This is a genomic window from Mesorhizobium australicum WSM2073 (assembly GCF_000230995.2).
GTDB classification, from domain to species: domain Bacteria; phylum Pseudomonadota; class Alphaproteobacteria; order Rhizobiales; family Rhizobiaceae; genus Mesorhizobium; species Mesorhizobium australicum.
This window is the reverse complement of sequence record NC_019973.1, coordinates 1,552,382-1,568,559: the sequence shown is the minus strand read 5'-3', so window position 1 is coordinate 1,568,559 and position 16,178 is coordinate 1,552,382. Positions and strand designations below refer to the sequence as shown.

The window sequence follows — 16,178 nt, the reverse complement described above, 5'->3', positions numbered from 1 at the left end:
AATCGCGACTTTCCGCGTTGCCGTGGCGAGACAAGCACGCCAGCGGCGGCTCGACGCGCGGCGCACAGGACACTTGTTAGGGGCTCTCACCCTGCGTAAAAGCGTTAGCAGTGAACATCCGTCGGTTAGGGGCTTTTCCGATGAACGTCCAACAACGGGTTAGACCTGTGCCACCGCCGGGCGATGGACCGGCCCATGCGATTGCCGGCATCTTCGCCGCGGAATTGAAGGTGCCGGCCGTCGGCTTCGACGACAATTTCTTCGATCTCGGCGGCGATTCGCTGATGGCGGAGACTCTAGTGCTTGCCGTGCAGAAGCGGTTCGGCGTGAGATTGCAGACTTCCGTCCTGCTCGAAGCGCAGACACCGCGCGAATTCGGCCGGTTGATCGCATCGCTGGTGCCGGAGCATCCGGCCCGTGAGCTGATCGTGCCGGTGTCCGGCAGCGTCGGCCAGGAGCCGATCGCGATGATCCACGGCATCACCGGCTCGGCCTTGTTCGCCAATCGCTTCAGCAGGCGTCTGAAAGAGAAATACGCGATCATGGCGGTGCGCGGCATGGGCACGGAACTCGGCGAGACGCCCTATTCCACCATGGCCGAAATTGGCACCAACTATTTTGAAGCCTTCACCTCGGTAACAGGCAGGCACCCCGAAGTCATCGGCGGCATATGCGTGGGTGGCCTGTTCGCGATCGAGGTCGGCCGGCTGAGCCATGAGGCAACGGGCAAGCGGCCGGCAATCGTGCTCATTGATCCGCCATCGCCAGGTTCGGCCTGGCTGAAGCCGATGCCCGACGATCGCCTCACCGAGGGGAGGCGGCGCGATATCGTGCGCAAGGTGGTCTACTGGCGCCTGTTGCGAGACACGCTGAAGGCGGTCGGTCTCGGACAGACACGCCTGGGGCGCCATCTGCGCAAGAAGGCATACAAGAGCGCGCTGCTGCAGGCCGCAGCCGGTTTTGTGCCCTCGTCCTACCCCTGCGACATCCTCATCCTCGCCAGTTCCGAATGGGGAGCCACCACCGTGAAGGACTACAAGGGCTGGGCGTCTAACGAGGCCAGCGTGAAAACGGTCGTCATGCCGGGTACGCACAACAAATTCCGCAAGGCCAACATGGACGCGATCGACGCGGAGATCTTGACGTTCCTCTCCGCCCGAAGCGAGGCCCCACGCGAAAACCCGCATCGTCAATGAGTTTTGGTTGGCAGATACTGGAGGCCTTCGCTGCCCATGGCGACAAGGTCGCGATGGTCAGCGGCCGGTCTGATATCACCTATTCCCAGGCCCTGACGCAGAGCGGACATCTTGCAGCCAATTTCGGCGCATCGGGCATCCGACCGGGCGACCGCGTCGGCCTCGCCATGCTCGACAACATCGACGTGATCCTTTCGATCCTCGCCTGCTGGAAAATCGGCGCGACCCCTGTTGTCGTCGACTTTCGAACTCCCAGGAGTCAGCGAGCCAGGCAGGCCCGCGACTTCGATCTGAGAATGGTTTTTGAAAGCCGCGCCATGCCGGGCGATGAGGTCTATCCGAACGCCCTTTTCGAGGCTGGCTGGAAATCGGCTTCGGCGCCGGGATCCGACGTCCGCCCCCCGGCGAGCGATGCCGTCCCGGCCTTTTTGATCTTTTCGTCCGGCACGACGGGCGATCCAAAGGCCTACACCCAGTCGCATGAGGCACTCGCCAGGCGCATCGCGGCGCGCCGCGGCGTGGTGGAGGGAACCGCAAAACGATTCCTGACGCCGATGGCCCTGTCATACTCGGCAATGCGTCACCAGGTCTTCGGCTATCTGCTTTACGGGGGAATCGTTCGGTTCTTTCCTCCCTTGTTCACCCCCTCGGAGCTCATCGAGGCGCTGCTCTCGTTCCAGGCAAGCGGCACGGCGCTGGCGCCATCAGTCATTGCCCGGATGGTCAAGGAGGTGGGCGAACGCGCAACCCACCTGCTTCCCCAACTTTCCGTTCTCTACAGCGTAGGCGGACCGGCCAGAGGCGAAGACAAGATCGCTGCCTACCGCTATCTCTCCTCTGGATACCGGATAAGCTACTCATCGAGCCTTACCGGCATCATATCCTCGCTATGGGGTAAGGATATTCTGGCAAAGCCCGAAAGCGCAGGCCGTCCGGTCGCCGGCGCACAGGTCGAAATCCTCGGTGCCGATGGCCGCGTGTTGCCGCAAGGTGAGCGCGGGCTGATCAAGGCATGGACGCCGACCATGGCATCCGCGGTCCTGATGCCCGGCAACCGCCTGTTCGTCGATCCGCAGATCATGAGCTCCGACTGGGGCATCCCCGGTGATATCGGATTTCTGGACGCCGACGGATTTATCACGATCGTCGATCGGGAGGCCGATATGATCGTTCGCGGCGGCGTCAGTGTCGCGCCGCAGGAGCTTGAAAAACTGATCCGCACCCATGCCAAGGTGCAGGACGTCGCCGTGGCCGGCTTTCCAGATGAGACCATGGGGCAGGAAATCGCCGCCTTCATCGTCTCCGACCGCGGAACCGTCGAGGAATTCCAGGCTTTCATGCGCACCAACATCGCGCCCGACCGGCGGCCGCGCGAGATCAGGCTGGTCGCCTCGTTGCCTTACAGCGGCAACGGCAAGCTGCTACGCCGCCAACTGGTCGAAACGCTGGCGCCGCATAAGGGTTCTTAGAAAATTCCGCTAATGCCTGTGAGCCACGGAGTCGGCCAGGGCTGGGATGCCAGCATGTCGAAGACCGAATAGACGAAGGCCGTCGCGGCGGCAGCGATCACCAGGGATGACCGCCTCGACTTCGTCCCAAGCACCGTGATGCTGCCGGCAACGAAGATGAAGGTCGCTGCCAGGTGACCGACCAACAGGATGAGAAAGGCGAGGGCCAGGCAAAGGCCGATGATCGCGAGATTGCCTTTCATGGTGGGTTCCGAAACCGGAGACCATTCGCCTGGTATCGCGGGAGGCGCGGATAGGACAGGCATGGCCCGCCTGCGCCATCGCAGCGACGCCTGCACTGTGGTCACCAGCGAAAACACCATCAGGAATCCAGCCGTGATGACCGGGAAAATGGCGGCCTCGAAGGGAAAGCCGGTCACAGCCGTCACCAACGCCGCGAACGCCAGCAATGTCATGGTGGCACCTGCGACAATGTCGGGCAGCGCGGGGGGCAGCGGCCCGCCGGGATTTCTGGCCCTGATCCACGACAGCGTCTGCCTGACGAGACCGACCACGGCCAGTCCAAGCAGGATGAGCACCAGCGGCTGGGCAAGCCACGACCAGCCGGAAATCTGATAGGCGAGAAAGAAATAGTTCTCGAGGCTCGGGCCGAGCACGAATCCCAATGAAAAGGCCGAGCGCGGCCAGTTGAGTTCCTTCATCGCCATGCCGACGGCGCCGACGCCGATGACCAGCGCGAAATCGAAGGCGCTCATATTGGTCTGGTATGCACCAACCACGATGAAGGTGACCACCAGCGGCACCAGGATGGCGGCCGGAACCTGCGCGACGCGCGCCAGAGGCCGGGTCAGCACAAGGCAGGTCACCGCGCCTACGATATTTGCCACGGCGATGCTGAACACCATCGACATGGTGAGCGCGGCATTCTTGCCCAGCATGTCGGGGCCGGGAACGAGCCCATGGACGACAAAGGCGCCGAGCAGGATGCTCATCGAGGCCGAACCCGGCACGCCGAAGGCGATGGTCGGGATGAGCGAGCCGCCTTCCTTGGCATTGTTGGCGCTCTCGGGCGCGATGACGCCCCTGACATTGCCTTCGCCGAATTTCGGTCCCGAGCCAGGCCGCCGTGACGCATGGCCATAGGCGATCCAGTCCAGCACCGCGATGCCGACACCGGGAACTGCGCCCAGCAGCGAACCGATGCTGCTGCATCGCAGCACCAGCGGCCACTCCCGCAGCGTGTCCCTGATGCCTTGCCACATGCCCGCATAAGTCGGTCGCTCCGCATTGCCCTGGATGGAACCTCGCAACAGGAGCGAAGCCAGCTCCGGTAGGCCGAACAGGCCGAGAAACACCAGGGCCACCGGCAGACCGTCCCAGAGATAGATTTCACCAAAGGTCCACCGGTCGATGCCGGCGATCTTATCGATACCGACAAACGAGGCGAGCATGCCGAACATGGCCGCGGCCAGCCCCTTCAGCGGCTGGCTCCCGGCCAGCATCGCGACGATGGAGAGCCCGAAGGCGCAGATGGCGAAGAAGTCCGGCGTCTTTAGATAGAGGACAAGCGGTCGCATGATGGGAATAGCCGCGGCAAGCACCAGAGCGCCGAACACGCCGCCAATCATCGACGCCGAATAGGAGGCGCCGAAGGCGCGCGCGGCTTCGCCTTTCTTGGCCATGGCATGGCCGTCGAGCACCGTCGCCGCCGCTCCGACCGAGCCCGGAACCCCAAACAGGATGGCCGGGATCGTATCGGAGGTGGTATTGACCGATCCCATACCGAGCAGGAGCGCGAAGGCGGCATAGGCGTCCATGTTGTAGGTCATCGGGATGAGCAGGGCCATCGCGAACAGCCCGCCAATGCCCGGGACAACGCCGACGACGAGGCCGACGAAAACGCCGGTCACCAGCATCAGCATGCGAAACGGCTGGGCCATCTCGACGACGGCGGTGAGTATCAGATCCACCGTTGAGCCTCGCCGGGAATCTACTTCACCAGATTTCTGGCGGTCTCGAACACATCCGGATCCACCTTCAACTGCTCCGAGACAAGCCGGCTTATGTCTTCGCCGCTGGTGGCGTTGACGGTCATTTCGCTAAGCTTGCCGATGTCGGCCAGGAACGCCTTATCCCTGACCATCTCCATATATCCCTTGCGCAGCGTTTCGACCGTCTCCTTGGGCGTGCCCGGCGGGACAACCAACGGATGATGGAACTGCAAAGCCGTCTCGATCAGCGCGGCCGCTTCCCGGACCTTCGGGTCGTCGATCCTAGCAGTGAACTTCTCCTGGCCTGCAACGATGCCCTGGCCGAAGGTACCAATGAGGTTGAGCGCGTCGCGGTTTTCGGAGATGTTGTAACTGGAGACTCCGCACATTCCGGCGATCTCGCCTCGCTGCATCGCCAGTTCGATATCGGCTGTGCCTTCAAAGCCGGTGACGACCTTGAACTTTGCCTTCAAGCCGTTCTTGACCAGCGCCGCGAAAATATAGGTCACGCTGCTCTTGCCGGTCGCCCCAATCAGGAAATCGGACTGCAGGAACTTGTCCATCGTGTCGACGCCGGAACTCTTGGCCGTCAGGCAATAGGCCGGCTCGTTGACGAGCGAGCCAATCCATTGCAGGGCAAGCGGATCGAAATTGGCGTTCTGGGGATCGAGCACCGGCGCATATGACATGGCTTCGCTGACGGAAGCGATGACGCTGCCGTCGGCCGGCTCGCTGCCCAACACCATCTTGGTGAGCTTCAGGCTGCCGCCCCCGGGCACATTCTGGACGACTATATCCGGATTGCCGGGAAGGAACCGGCCGAAGTGGCGAGCGATCAGCCGCGATGTCTGGTCATAGCCCCCGCCGGGGCCATAGCCGACCTTGATCGTGATTGTCTTGAATTCGACCGCTTGCGCCCGGGCGCCCGTGGCAAAGACAATGCTGGCGGCAACGAAGGGAATGGCGCGCAATGCGCGGAAGATCGCAACCAACATATCAACCCCGTGCAGAACCCGGATGGCGTTTTAGCCCTACAATGTCGCGATTGATAGCGCCCGCGACCAGATCAGGCTGAAATACAGCATGCGTGTACGACAAGCCGGTGGTCGCAAAAATTCGCGGTTCAAGGCCGGGGTTGTGGGAAGATGAGCTTCGCCTTATGGGAGCATGCATCCGATTTGGAGCAATGGCGAAGTTTGTAATGAGCTGGAAGCCGGCCAAGGGCCTTGTTGATCTGCTGAACCACAACTGGCCTGTCAGAAAGGCCAAGGCTTTTCGCAACGCCTTGATTGAGCGTGATTTTCGCGGGCGCGGCGTTCCCGAAGGCCTGAAATTCACCGAGGAGCTGCTGCAAACCGGTTCCCGGCGCTTCTGCTTTGTCATAGCCTTCAACACGCCCTGGGTCATCGATGCGCTCACCCGAGCCTGGCAATTGTATTCCTCTGGGATGACGCTGGTGGTCATCGACAATTCATCCGATCGATCGGCAAGGGTGCGTATCGCGGACATCTGCCGGGCGCGAAAAACCGCTTATTTCGGTTTGCCTCGGAACCGGGAAAGCCATCCCAACCGGTCGCACGGGATATCCATGAACTGGATCTTCCACAACATCGTTCGGCCTTTGCGGCCGGAGCTTTTCGGATTTCTGGATCACGACTGCTTTCCGACCGTCCCCGTGGACATCGCCGCGACGATGGAGGGAAAAATCGTCCACGGCTCAAAGCGCCCAGCGCAAGCGGACCCCGAGGCCTGGTTCATGTGGGCTGGGTTCTGCTTCTTCCGCTTCAGCGCCGTGCAAGGACTGGACCTGGACTTCACACCGCGTTTTGTCAGCGGAATGGACACCGGCGGCGGAAACTGGAGCCTGCTGTATCGCGGACTTGGCGAGAACGATGTTTCCGATGCGCAAAAGACGGCAGCCGATCTCGATGTTGATGGGATGGAAGCGGACCATCGGATGCTGGGCGGCGCCTTTTTCCACGTCGGCGGCGCCTCGCACAGAAAATTGGTCATGACCCCACAGTATCGGCGGCTGATCTCCGATTATGTATGGGAGACCCATCTTGGCGGCGGCGAAAGCCGCCTCGTCAAGGATCCTTGACCGGCTCGGGCCGGCCCGTCTCAAAATCGTGGAAATGGACGACCACTCCATCCGCATCGATGAAGATGACGGCATAGGCGGGCGGCTCGTGGCCCAGCCGCCAGCTGTCCGAAAAATCGAGGGCGCTCTGATGATTGGTGCTGCGCAGCGTGCTGACCGGTATGCCGCGCCAGCTGCCGGCGATCAGCCTGTGGACATGGCCGGCAAAGATGTGGCCGACATTGCCGTGGCGCCGGAGATTGTCATGGAAGGCATCGGCGTCGGCGAGCCTGACCTCGTCGAGCACCGGCATGTGAATGCGGAACGGCGGGTGGTGCATGAAGAGGAAGACCGGCCTGTCGCGCGCTTCGTGCAGCTTCTCGTCCAGCCAGTCGAGACGGGCCGCGCACAGCCTGCCCTCGACATGTCCGCTGTCCAGCGTGTCGAGCAGGATCAGGCGGCCATCGCCGCCATCGAAAACGCTCTGGACAAACCCGCGCTCGGCCGGCGCTTCCGGGAACATTTCGAGAAAAAGCGCCCTGTCGTCGTGGTTGCCGAGCATCAGCCGGCAAGGCGGCACGAACCGCGCCAGCGCCTCTCGCAACGCCGCATAGGCGGCGCGCTCGCCATCATTGCTCAGGTCGCCTGATATCACCACCAGGTCGGCATCGGCATGGTTCCTGCCGATATCCGCCAGGCAGGCTTCCAGCCGCGCGAGCGGATCCGAACCGTAGAGATAACCACCGAGCGCCATCAGATGCGGATCGGAGAGCTGGATGATTTTCATGGGCCGCGCACTGCCTTCCCGCCGGCGCCCTGGCGTTGGCCCTGAAGGCGGCATGTTTCGACCAATTTACTGTGCCGTCCAGCCGCCATCCATCGGTAACGTCGTGCCGGTGATCTGCCTGGCCGCATCCGAGCACAGGAACAATGCCAGTGCCGCAAGCTCTTCGACAGTAACGAATTCCTTGGTCGGCTGCGCCGCCAGCAGCACGTCGTGCTTGACCTGTTCCTCGGTCATGCCGCGCGCCTTCATCGTGTCGGGGATCTGCTTTTCGACCAGCGGCGTCCAGACATAGCCGGGCGCGATCGCGTTCACGGTGATGCCGTCCTGCGCGACTTCCAGCGCCACCGTCTTGGTCAGGCCTGATATGCCGTGCTTGGCCGAGACATAGGCCGACTTGAACGGCGAGGCGACCAGCGCGTGCGCGGAAGCCGTGTTGACGATGCGGCCCCATTTGCGTGCCTTCATGCCGGGCACCACCGCCTTGATGGCGTAGAAGGCGGCCAAAAGGTTGATGCGGATGATGGCTTCCCATTTGTCGTCGGGAAACTCCTCGATCGGCGCCACATGCTGGATGCCGGCATTGTTGACCAGTATGTCGAGGCTGCCGAGCGCCTCTTCCGCGTCATGGATCATGGCTGTGACCGCGGCGCCATCCATCATGTTGGCATCGGAATAGCGGCACTTGACGCCGAAATCCTTCTCGATGCCGGCGCGCTCCCGCTCGATGGCGGCAGCATCGCCAAGACCGTTGATGGTGACGTTGGTGCCCTCGGCGGCAAAGGCGCGGGCGATTGCCAGGCCGATACCGCTGGTCGAGCCGGTGACGAGGGCATTCTTCGAAGACAGGGAACCCATGGGAGATCTCGCGCGAGGTGGGAGGGAACATGACGATATAATTGTGCGTCGCAGCATGACAATGGCAGAGCCATGTGTCGATGCGATTACAGCCAGACGACAACGCCTGCTTGTCCTCGCCCGGTTCGGAAACCTGGTCGTTAGGCTGACACGGCACTGTCATGGTGCCGTGCAACATAATCGTTGCGCATTCGCGCGATCCTTCCTGAACGAATTCGTCCGACAGAACCTTGGGGCACCAGCATGGAAATCGCCGATGTCGTGAAGCGCGCCTATGCGATGCCGCTCACCAATCCCTCGTTCCCGCCAGGGCCCTATCGCTTCTTCGACCGCGAATACATCATCATCACCTATCGCACGACACGCGAGGCGCTCGAGGCCGTCGTGCCGGCGCCGCTTGAAATCGACGAGCCGCTGGTCAAGTACGAATTCATCCGCATGCCGGACTCCACCGGCTTCGGCGACTACACCGAGACCGGCCAGGTCATCCCGGTGCGCTACAAGGGCCAGCATGGCGGCTACGTCCATTCGATGTATCTCGACGATGACGCGCCGATCGCCGGCGGCCGCGAGTTGTGGGGGTTTCCAAAGAAACTCGCCAATCCCAAGATCGTCCATGAAGGCGAGGTAATCGTCGGCACGCTGCACTATGGCAGGGTTCTGTGCGCCACCGGCACGATGGGCTACAAGCATCGTGAGGCCGATCATGACCAGGTGCTCGCCTCGCTCGCCGCCCCCAATTTCCTCATCAAGATCATCCCCCATGTCGACGGCACGCCGCGCATCTGCGAGCTGGTCCGCTACTACCTCACCGATATCACGCTGAAGGAAGCCTGGACGGCGCCCGCCGCGCTCGATCTGCGGCCCCATGTCATGGCCGACGTGGCGAAGCTGCCCGTGCTCGACATCGTGTCGGCGGTTCACTTCAAGGCCGATCTGACGCTCGGCCTGGGCGAAGTCGTGCATGATTACCTCGCTGACCACAGCCGATCCGCTGCCAGCGCAACCCAGCTGGAGAAAGTCAGTGCTTGATCGTAACCGCAACAAGGCAGCCGTCGCCACCATCGAGGAAATCACGGCGCAGTATGACCGTATCGCGCTGGTCTTTCAGGGCGGCGGCGCGCTCGGCGCCTATCAGGCCGGGGTCTATCAGGCGCTGGCCGATGCCGGCTGCGAGCCGACCTGGCTATCCGGCGTCTCCATCGGCGCCATCAATGCCGCGATCATCGCAGGCAACGAGCCGAGCCGCCGGCTGCAGCGGCTGGAACAGTTCTGGCAGACGATTTCCGGCCGCAAGATCTGGTCCTATACGCCCGAAGGCGACATCTACCGCGATATCCGCAACCAGACCTCGTCGTTGATGACGATGACGATGGGCCAGCCCGGCTTCTTCAAGCCGCGCAATCCCAATCCCTGGTTCCAGCTGTCGGGCGCCGAAGGCGCCACCAGCTTCTACGACACCGCCGAATTGAAGGACACGCTGGAGAGCCTGATCGACTTCGACGTGCTGAACGACGGCAAGAAGCGGCTGAGCGTCGGCGCGGTCAATGTCAGGACCGGTAACTTCGTCTATTTCGACACCGAGAAGGTGCGTATCGAGCCGGAGCACATCATGGCCAGCGGCGCGCTGCCGCCGGCCTTTCCTTCGATCCGTATCGAGGGCGAGTACTATTGGGATGGTGGCATCGTCTCCAACACGCCGCTGCAATACCTGCTCGACCAGGAAGAGGACCGTTCCTCGCTGGTCTTCCAGGTCGATCTGTTCAGCGCCCGCGGCGTGCTGCCGCGCGGCATGGCCGACGTGCTGTCGCGCCACAAGGACATCATGTATTCGAGCCGCACGCGGCAGAACACCGACAATTTCGAGCGCATCCATGCGCTGAAGATGAAGCTGCTCGATGCGCTGAAGCGCGTGCCGTCGGAGCAGCTAAGGGAAGGCGAGCAGGAGTTGATCGCCGACTATTCCAACGCCGGCGTCGTCAACATCGTCCACCTGATCTACCAGCACAAAGGCTATGAGGGCCACGCCAAGGACTATGAGTTTTCGGGCACCTCGATGCGCGAGCATTGGGAGATGGGCCTCGAGGACACCGAGCGCACGCTGCGTCACAAGAAATGGCTGATGCTGCCGACCAATGCCGACGGCGTCACCATCCACGACCTGCATCGCGAAGATCCGACCTGAGCGACCCAAGAGCGGTTCTCCGTTTCCTCGGAACGCAGAGCCGCTCTAGCTGTCTATTTTGGCTCAGAACCTAAGATTGGCGCCGGCTCTCAGCAGGAGCCAGTAGAACAGGCCGGTCGCGCCCCCCGCGATCAACAGCGCCAGTTCGAATCCGCCCGGCGTTTGCGTAAGCGGCAGCCCGGCTGTGTTCATGCCGAACATGCCGACAATCAGCGAGCCCGGCAGAAGCAGCGCGCTCATTACTGCCAGCGCCTTAAGGCTGCGGTTGGATTCGTCCGCGAGCTCGGCGGCGACCTCCTCCTGCAACAGCCGTGCACGGTCGTTGACCATGACGACTTCGCGGTCGAGCCTTTCCAGCCGCGTGGTAAGCCGGCGCAGGATCTCGTGCGCCCCCGCCGACAGCTTCCAGTCCGAGCGGTCCTCGTCCTGGAAAAGTGCCGCCAGCGCCGAGATCGGGCGGTGCAGGGAGACCGCCAGACGGCGAACATCTTTCAGCCGCCGCCTTTCGTCGGCAAGCCGCTCGGTCACCAAATGATCTTCCACTTCGTCGAGCCGCTTGGTGGCGGCAGCGAGCCGCAGGCTGGTGCTGCTGCAGAACGCCAGCACGATCGCCTCGAAAAGTTCGAAGGCGGTGGCGGGCCGCAGCCCCGCGGCCACCGCCTCGTGCACCTCCTCGACCGCTGCCAGCGAATGGCGGCGGCCGGTCACCAGCAGCCGCTCCGAGACCGCGAAGCGCAATCTCCCGATGGTGGTCGACTGACGCGCGATTTCGCTGTGCAGGTCGGCGGAAATGCCATGGACGACACCGTCCTCATGCGCCAGCGCGGGGCTGTCCTCATGGCCTTCGAGGATTGCATGGGCAGAGGCCGGCAAGGCGCAGGCGTGGCTGACCCAGGAATGGGCGCGCTGGTCGACGAGATCGACATGCAGCCAGACCCAGCCTTCCGGCATCGCCAGTGCCGCGTCGATATCGCGCGGAGCAAGCGCCACCGGGGTTTTGCCTGGCAAGCGGTGATAAGCCCAGACCAGGCCAGGCGCCGGATGCTGGTCGTCGACGGCAAGCAGGGCCAGATGCGATGCGTCGTTCATGACTGCCGCCCGAAATGGTCGCGAACCTGTCGCCGGAAAACGAGACGGCGCCATTGTGGCGCCGTCGGTAGTGTTGTCGCTTCGCCCGCTCAGAACACCTGGCGGAAGATGATGAACAGCACGAAGGCCAGCGTGATCGAGCACGGCAGGGTCAGCACCCAGGCGAGCAGCAGGTTGCGCACCGTCGACCATTGCAGGCCCGAGCCGTTGGCCGCCATGGTTCCGGCGACGCCGGACGACAGCACATGGGTCGTCGACACCGGCAGACCCAGACGGTCGGCCATGCCGATGGTGACCATCGCCACGAGTTCGGCGGCAGCGCCCTGGCCATAGGTCAGGTGGCTCTTGCCGATCTTCTCGCCGACCGTGACGACGATGCGTTTCCAGCCGACCATGGTGCCCAGGCCAAGCGCCAGGGCCACCGCGACCTTCACCCAGATCGGGATGAACTTCGTCGCGTTGTCGACGGCCTTGTGATAGTCGGTCACCGCCTTGAGATCGGCGGCCTCCATCGGCAGCAGCTGCTTCTTGTCAATCAGTTTCAGCGCCTCGCCAATCAGATAGATGTCGTTGCGGGCGTTGCTGACCAGATCGGTCGGCACGGTGTCGACCGAAGCGTAAGGCTGCAGCTCGGCCGTCGTGTTGTGGATGTAGCTCTGCAGAGCGACGGTCGTCTTGTCGCTCCAGCTCCGGGTGCGCACGGCATCCTGCACGGCAGCCTTGGCATCCTTCGCATCGGCGACGGTGACACCGGGCTTCACATATTTGCCCAGCGCGGTCTCCACGCTGACCGAGGCCGACTTGTAGGCTTCGAGATAGTTGATGTCGGGCGTGCGGTTGAGCGCGTAGGCCGTCGGCACCACGCCGATCAGGATCAGCATGATCAGGCCCATGCCCTTCTGGCCGTCATTGGAGCCATGCGCAAAGCTGACGCCGGTGCAGGTGAAGATCAGCAGCGCGCGGATCCACCAGGGCGGCGGCGCATTGCCTTTCGGCGCCTCGTAGAGCGCCGGATTGCGGACGAGAAGCTTCATCGCGTAGAGCAGGATCGCCGCGGCGAAGAAGCCGATGATCGGCGACACCAGCAAGGTCACGCCGACATTGGTCGCCTGCGACCAGTCGACGCCGCTGGTAGCGCTGCCGGCAGGTGCCATGAACTGGTTGGCGAGGCCGACACCGATGATCGAACCGACCATGGTGTGCGAGCTCGACGCCGGCAGGCCGAGGAACCAGGTGCCGAGGTTCCACAGGATGGCGGCTACGAGCAGTGCGAACACCATGGCAAAGCCGGAGGAAGAACCGACCTGCAGGATCAGCTCGACCGGCAGCAGCGACAGGATGCCGAAGGCGACCGCGCCGCTGGAAGTGAGAACCCCGAGGAAATTGAAGGCGCCCGACCACATGACGGCGAACTCCGCCGGCAGCGAGCGTGTGTAGATGACGGTCGCCACCGCATTGGCGGTGTCATGGAACCCGTTGACGAATTCGAAGCCGAGCGCGATCAGCAAGGCGATGCCGAGCAGGATCCACGGCACCGTCTTGGCCACCGCCAGGTCCTGGCTAAGCGCGTAGCCGACATAGACCACGCCGACCAGCACCAGCACACCGAAGACCGGCAGGAACCACTTCGCGCCACCCGAACTATCCAGCGGATGATCCGGCCTTGGAATGCCCGCCTCACTAGAAACTATGTCCACCATGTCCCACTCCTATTGCATTGCAAAAGAACTGGAAAAGACGCTATGTCCGGACGATGAACCCTGTGTGACGCCGGGAGAGGCTTGGCCTTACGCGCGGTCGCCTTCAGGCGGGACCGGAGCGTGTCTTCAGGATCGCCGAGAACAGCGGATCGAAGGCGCGGCTGATCGGCGCCGCCGCGGCTCCCAGCGCGATCGACCAGGGATCGGTTGTGCCGAGCTGCAGGCGTGGCAAGGTCCGGCCTGGCCGGTCTGCGATCGACGAAAGCAGCGGATGCATGGCCTCGACAAGCCGGCGCGCCAGCGCTTCCGGCGCGCCGCTGGTCAGGATGACTGTCTGTGGGTCGAAGATGGTTTCGATGAGATGCACGCTCCAGCGCAGATCATGGGCCGCGCCCTCGATCCAGCGCATGATCTTCACATCACCCGCCGCGGCCAGCGCGCCGATCTTTCCGTAGAGGTCCTCGTCGGCGGGATCGAGGCCAAGATGCTGGTAGAGCGAGGCGAGCGACGCGCGATGTTCGAGCGGTGTCGAGCCGGGACCGGCCGGCGACAGCAAGGCCATGCCGATTTCGCCGGCATTGCCATGGCCGCCGCTGTACAGTTCGCCGTTGAGGATCAGTCCGGCGCCAATGCCATAGCCGACATAAAGACACACTGCGTGGTCGACGCCGTGCGCGGCGCCGACGATGCGCTCGGCCGTCGCACAGGCGGCGGCATCGTTCTGCAGGCCGACATTCAGTCCCGTGCCCTTGGCCAGCATGTCCAGCAGCGGAAACTTCTGCCAGGCCGGCATCATCCATTTGTCATCCGAATTCTTCAGGCCAAACGGTCCGGGCATGGCGACACCCAGGCCGACGAGGCGTTTTTCCGACTGCGACGAGATACCGGCCAGTTCGCGCCGGACGCCATCGATCAGGCCGAGGATCACCTCGACGCCCCTGGACGGCTCATTGAAAGGCAGGTTCGCCTCGGCCCGCGCCAGCACGCTGCCCATCAGGTCGACCGCGACCGCCCGCGTCAGGTGACGGTCGATCTGAAGGCCGATGGCGAAAGCGCCTTCAGGCACCAGCCTGTAGGGGGTCGACGGTTGCCCCCTGCCCTTGCGCACCGCATCGAGCGCAACGACCAGGCCGTCGCGTTCCAGGTCCTCGATGATGTTGGAAACCGCCTGCTTGGTAAGCTGCGTCGCTCGCGCCAGATCGGCCCGCGACAGCGCGCCGTTGAGACGCAGCGCCTCGACCATGACACGGCGGTTATGCGCGCTCGTGCCTTCCTGGTTGGTGCCGCTCTTGGCACGAATCGGGCTGATGTCGTCCACCGGCGTTTCCCCTCTTGACACCATTAGAATATTGATCGACTAATTAAGTCAAGCGAGTTGACTTAATGTAACCGAGCACTGCAAAACAAGAAGGCAAAGGCTTCCGCCTGTCGCCACTGGTCAGCCGGCACCATCAGGTCACGCGACATGGATCCGGGAAGACGATGCCAAACATCTGGCAGCGCCGGCCCGTCAACGCTGCAATGGGAGAAGAAAATGCTTAAGACGATCACCAAGACACTGGTCGGCGCGGTTTTTGCCGGAGGACTGTTCGTCCCCCACGCTTTCGCCGAGACGACGCTCAACGCGCTTTTCATGGCGCAGGCCGCCTACAGCGAGGCCGACGTGCGTGCGATGACCGATGCCTTCACCAAGGCCAATCCGGACGTCAAGGTCAATCTCGAATTCGTCCCCTATGAGGGCCTGCACGACAAGACCGTGCTCGCCCAAGGGTCGGGCGGAGGCTATGACGTCGTCCTCTTCGACGTCATCTGGCCGGCCGAATACGCCACCAACAAGGTGCTGGTCGATGTGTCTTCCAAGATCACCGACGACATGAAGAAGGGCGTGTTGCCCGGCGCCTGGACCACGGTGCAGTATGACGGCAAGTCCTATGGCATGCCGTGGATCCTCGACACCAAATACCTGTTTTACAACAAGGATATCCTGGAAAAGGCCGGCATCAAGGCCCCGCCGAAGACCTGGGAAGAGCTCGGCGCACAAGCCAAGATCATCCAGGACAAAGGCCTGCTGAAGACGCCGATCGCGTGGAGCTGGTCGCAGGCGGAAGCGGCCATCTGCGACTACACCACGCTGGTCAGCGCCTATGGCGGCGACTTCCTCAAGGACGGCAAGCCGGACTTCCAGAATGGCGGCGGCCTGCTGGCCCTGAAATACATGGTCGACAGCTACAAGTCGGGTCTCACCAATCCCAATTCCAAGGAATTCCTCGAAGAGGACGTGCGCAAGGTTTTCGAAAACGGCGATGCCGCCTTCGCGCTGAACTGGACCTACATGTACAACATGGCCAACGACCCGAAGGACTCGAAGGTGGCCGGCAAGGTCGGCGTCGTGCCGGCGCCGGGCGTTGCCGGCACCAGCGAAGTGTCGGCCGTCAACGGTTCGATGGGTCTCGGCGTCACCGCGGTCTCGAAGCATCCGGACGAAGCCTGGAAGTACATCACCTTCATGACCTCGCAGGCGACGCAGAACCAATACGCCAAGCTCTCGCTGCCGATCTGGGCCTCGTCCTATGACGACCCTACGGTCACCAAGGGCCAGGAAGAACTGATCGCCGCTGCCAAGCTCGGTCTGGCTGCCATGTATCCGCGTCCGACCACGCCGAAATACCAGGAGCTGTCGACCGCGCTGCAGCAGGCAATCCAGGAATCGCTGCTCGGGACGTCTTCGCCGGAAGACGCCCTGAAGACCGCCGCGCAGAACAGCGGCCTCTGAGACAAGCCAGTCGTTCGATACGGGCGGCACTACAGCGTTGCGTCCCTTATGAC

The 16,178-nt window shown here is 62.9% G+C and carries 13 protein-coding genes; 6 read left to right on the top strand and 7 right to left on the bottom strand.

What is annotated here, in order from left to right; genetic code table 11:
• Positions 1 to 140: 140 nt before the first annotated feature.
• Both MESAU_RS07475 and MESAU_RS07470 read left to right on the top strand, forming a co-directional pair.
• Complete coding sequence (locus MESAU_RS07475; protein WP_015315452.1) at positions 141 to 1,196, top strand: thioesterase domain-containing protein; 1,056 nt, start codon at positions 141 to 143, stop codon at positions 1,194 to 1,196.
• The gene (locus tag MESAU_RS07470; protein ID WP_015315451.1) at positions 1,193 to 2,665 is read left to right on the top strand and encodes a class I adenylate-forming enzyme family protein; all 1,473 of its coding nucleotides are present in this window, start codon (positions 1,193 to 1,195) and stop codon (positions 2,663 to 2,665) included. The genes MESAU_RS07475 and MESAU_RS07470 overlap by 4 nt, the downstream gene beginning before the upstream one ends.
• Here MESAU_RS07470 and MESAU_RS07465 read toward each other — a convergent pair.
• A complete protein-coding gene (locus MESAU_RS07465) occupies positions 2,662 to 4,635 on the bottom strand; it encodes a tripartite tricarboxylate transporter permease (RefSeq protein ID WP_015315450.1) in 1,974 nt (657 codons plus the stop codon). The two genes, MESAU_RS07470 and MESAU_RS07465, sit on opposite strands and share 4 nt — an antisense overlap.
• Positions 4,636 to 4,655: 20 nt before the next feature.
• Positions 4,656 to 5,651 carry a Bug family tripartite tricarboxylate transporter substrate binding protein gene (locus MESAU_RS07460; RefSeq protein ID WP_015315449.1) on the bottom strand — a complete coding sequence of 332 codons (996 nt, stop codon included), beginning with the start codon at positions 5,649 to 5,651 and terminating at the stop codon, positions 4,656 to 4,658.
• Between the two features lie 206 nt (positions 5,652 to 5,857).
• Between MESAU_RS07460 and MESAU_RS07455 the strand changes: the two genes are divergently transcribed.
• Positions 5,858 to 6,757: a hypothetical protein gene (locus tag MESAU_RS07455; RefSeq protein ID WP_041163309.1), complete on the top strand. Its 900-nt coding sequence runs from the start codon at positions 5,858 to 5,860 to the stop codon at positions 6,755 to 6,757.
• Here the strand turns inward: MESAU_RS07455 and MESAU_RS07450 are convergent.
• Both MESAU_RS07450 and MESAU_RS07445 read right to left on the bottom strand, forming a co-directional pair.
• The gene (locus tag MESAU_RS07450; RefSeq protein ID WP_015315447.1) at positions 6,744 to 7,523 is read right to left on the bottom strand and encodes a phosphodiesterase; all 780 of its coding nucleotides are present in this window, start codon (positions 7,521 to 7,523) and stop codon (positions 6,744 to 6,746) included. The genes MESAU_RS07455 and MESAU_RS07450 overlap by 14 nt on opposite strands.
• A gap of 66 nt (positions 7,524 to 7,589) precedes the next feature.
• Entirely contained in the window at positions 7,590 to 8,378 is a 789-nt protein-coding gene (locus MESAU_RS07445) for a 3-hydroxybutyrate dehydrogenase (protein ID WP_015315446.1), read from the bottom strand.
• A 243-nt stretch (positions 8,379 to 8,621) separates the two neighbouring features.
• Between MESAU_RS07445 and MESAU_RS07440 the strand changes: the two genes are divergently transcribed.
• Positions 8,622 to 9,410 carry an acetoacetate decarboxylase gene (locus tag MESAU_RS07440; protein WP_015315445.1) on the top strand — a complete coding sequence of 263 codons (789 nt, stop codon included), beginning with the start codon at positions 8,622 to 8,624 and terminating at the stop codon, positions 9,408 to 9,410.
• A complete protein-coding gene (locus tag MESAU_RS07435) occupies positions 9,403 to 10,563 on the top strand; it encodes a patatin-like phospholipase family protein (RefSeq protein ID WP_015315444.1) in 1,161 nt (386 codons plus the stop codon). Before MESAU_RS07440 ends, MESAU_RS07435 begins: the two co-directional genes overlap by 8 nt.
• Before the next feature lie 63 nt (positions 10,564 to 10,626).
• On the opposite strand, the gene MESAU_RS07430 is transcribed toward MESAU_RS07435, so the two are convergent.
• The 3 genes from MESAU_RS07430 to MESAU_RS07420 all read right to left on the bottom strand — a co-directional run bounded on the left by MESAU_RS07430 (position 10,627) and on the right by MESAU_RS07420 (position 14,670).
• A complete protein-coding gene (locus MESAU_RS07430) occupies positions 10,627 to 11,652 on the bottom strand; it encodes a transporter (RefSeq protein WP_015315443.1) in 1,026 nt (341 codons plus the stop codon).
• An 89-nt stretch (positions 11,653 to 11,741) separates the two neighbouring features.
• Entirely contained in the window at positions 11,742 to 13,352 is a 1,611-nt protein-coding gene (locus tag MESAU_RS07425) for an inorganic phosphate transporter (RefSeq protein WP_015315442.1), read from the bottom strand.
• A 103-nt stretch (positions 13,353 to 13,455) separates the two neighbouring features.
• Entirely contained in the window at positions 13,456 to 14,670 is a 1,215-nt protein-coding gene (locus tag MESAU_RS07420; RefSeq protein WP_015315441.1) for an ROK family transcriptional regulator, read from the bottom strand.
• Positions 14,671 to 14,886: 216 nt separating this feature from the next.
• Here MESAU_RS07420 and MESAU_RS07415 point away from each other — a divergent pair, with 216 nt between their 5' ends.
• Complete coding sequence (locus tag MESAU_RS07415; RefSeq protein WP_015315440.1) at positions 14,887 to 16,125, top strand: extracellular solute-binding protein; 1,239 nt, start codon at positions 14,887 to 14,889, stop codon at positions 16,123 to 16,125.
• The last annotated feature ends 53 nt before the right edge of the window (positions 16,126 to 16,178 follow it).

What these genes read in the sequence shown, in the direction of transcription:
- MESAU_RS07475 (WP_015315452.1), top strand. Translation starts at nt 141, where the DNA reads ATGAACGTCCAACAACGGGTTAGACCTGTGCCACCGCCGGGCGATGGA.
- MESAU_RS07470 (WP_015315451.1), top strand. Translation starts at nt 1,193, where the DNA reads ATGAGTTTTGGTTGGCAGATACTGGAGGCCTTCGCTGCCCATGGCGAC.
- MESAU_RS07460 (WP_015315449.1), bottom strand. Translation starts at nt 5,651, where the DNA reads ATGTTGGTTGCGATCTTCCGCGCATTGCGCGCCATTCCCTTCGTTGCC.
- MESAU_RS07455 (WP_041163309.1), top strand. Translation starts at nt 5,858, where the DNA reads ATGAGCTGGAAGCCGGCCAAGGGCCTTGTTGATCTGCTGAACCACAAC.
- MESAU_RS07450 (WP_015315447.1), bottom strand. Translation starts at nt 7,523, where the DNA reads ATGAAAATCATCCAGCTCTCCGATCCGCATCTGATGGCGCTCGGTGGT.
- MESAU_RS07445 (WP_015315446.1), bottom strand. Translation starts at nt 8,378, where the DNA reads ATGGGTTCCCTGTCTTCGAAGAATGCCCTCGTCACCGGCTCGACCAGC.
- MESAU_RS07440 (WP_015315445.1), top strand. Translation starts at nt 8,622, where the DNA reads ATGGAAATCGCCGATGTCGTGAAGCGCGCCTATGCGATGCCGCTCACC.
- MESAU_RS07430 (WP_015315443.1), bottom strand. Translation starts at nt 11,652, where the DNA reads ATGAACGACGCATCGCATCTGGCCCTGCTTGCCGTCGACGACCAGCAT.
- MESAU_RS07425 (WP_015315442.1), bottom strand. Translation starts at nt 13,352, where the DNA reads ATGGTGGACATAGTTTCTAGTGAGGCGGGCATTCCAAGGCCGGATCAT.
- MESAU_RS07415 (WP_015315440.1), top strand. Translation starts at nt 14,887, where the DNA reads ATGCTTAAGACGATCACCAAGACACTGGTCGGCGCGGTTTTTGCCGGA.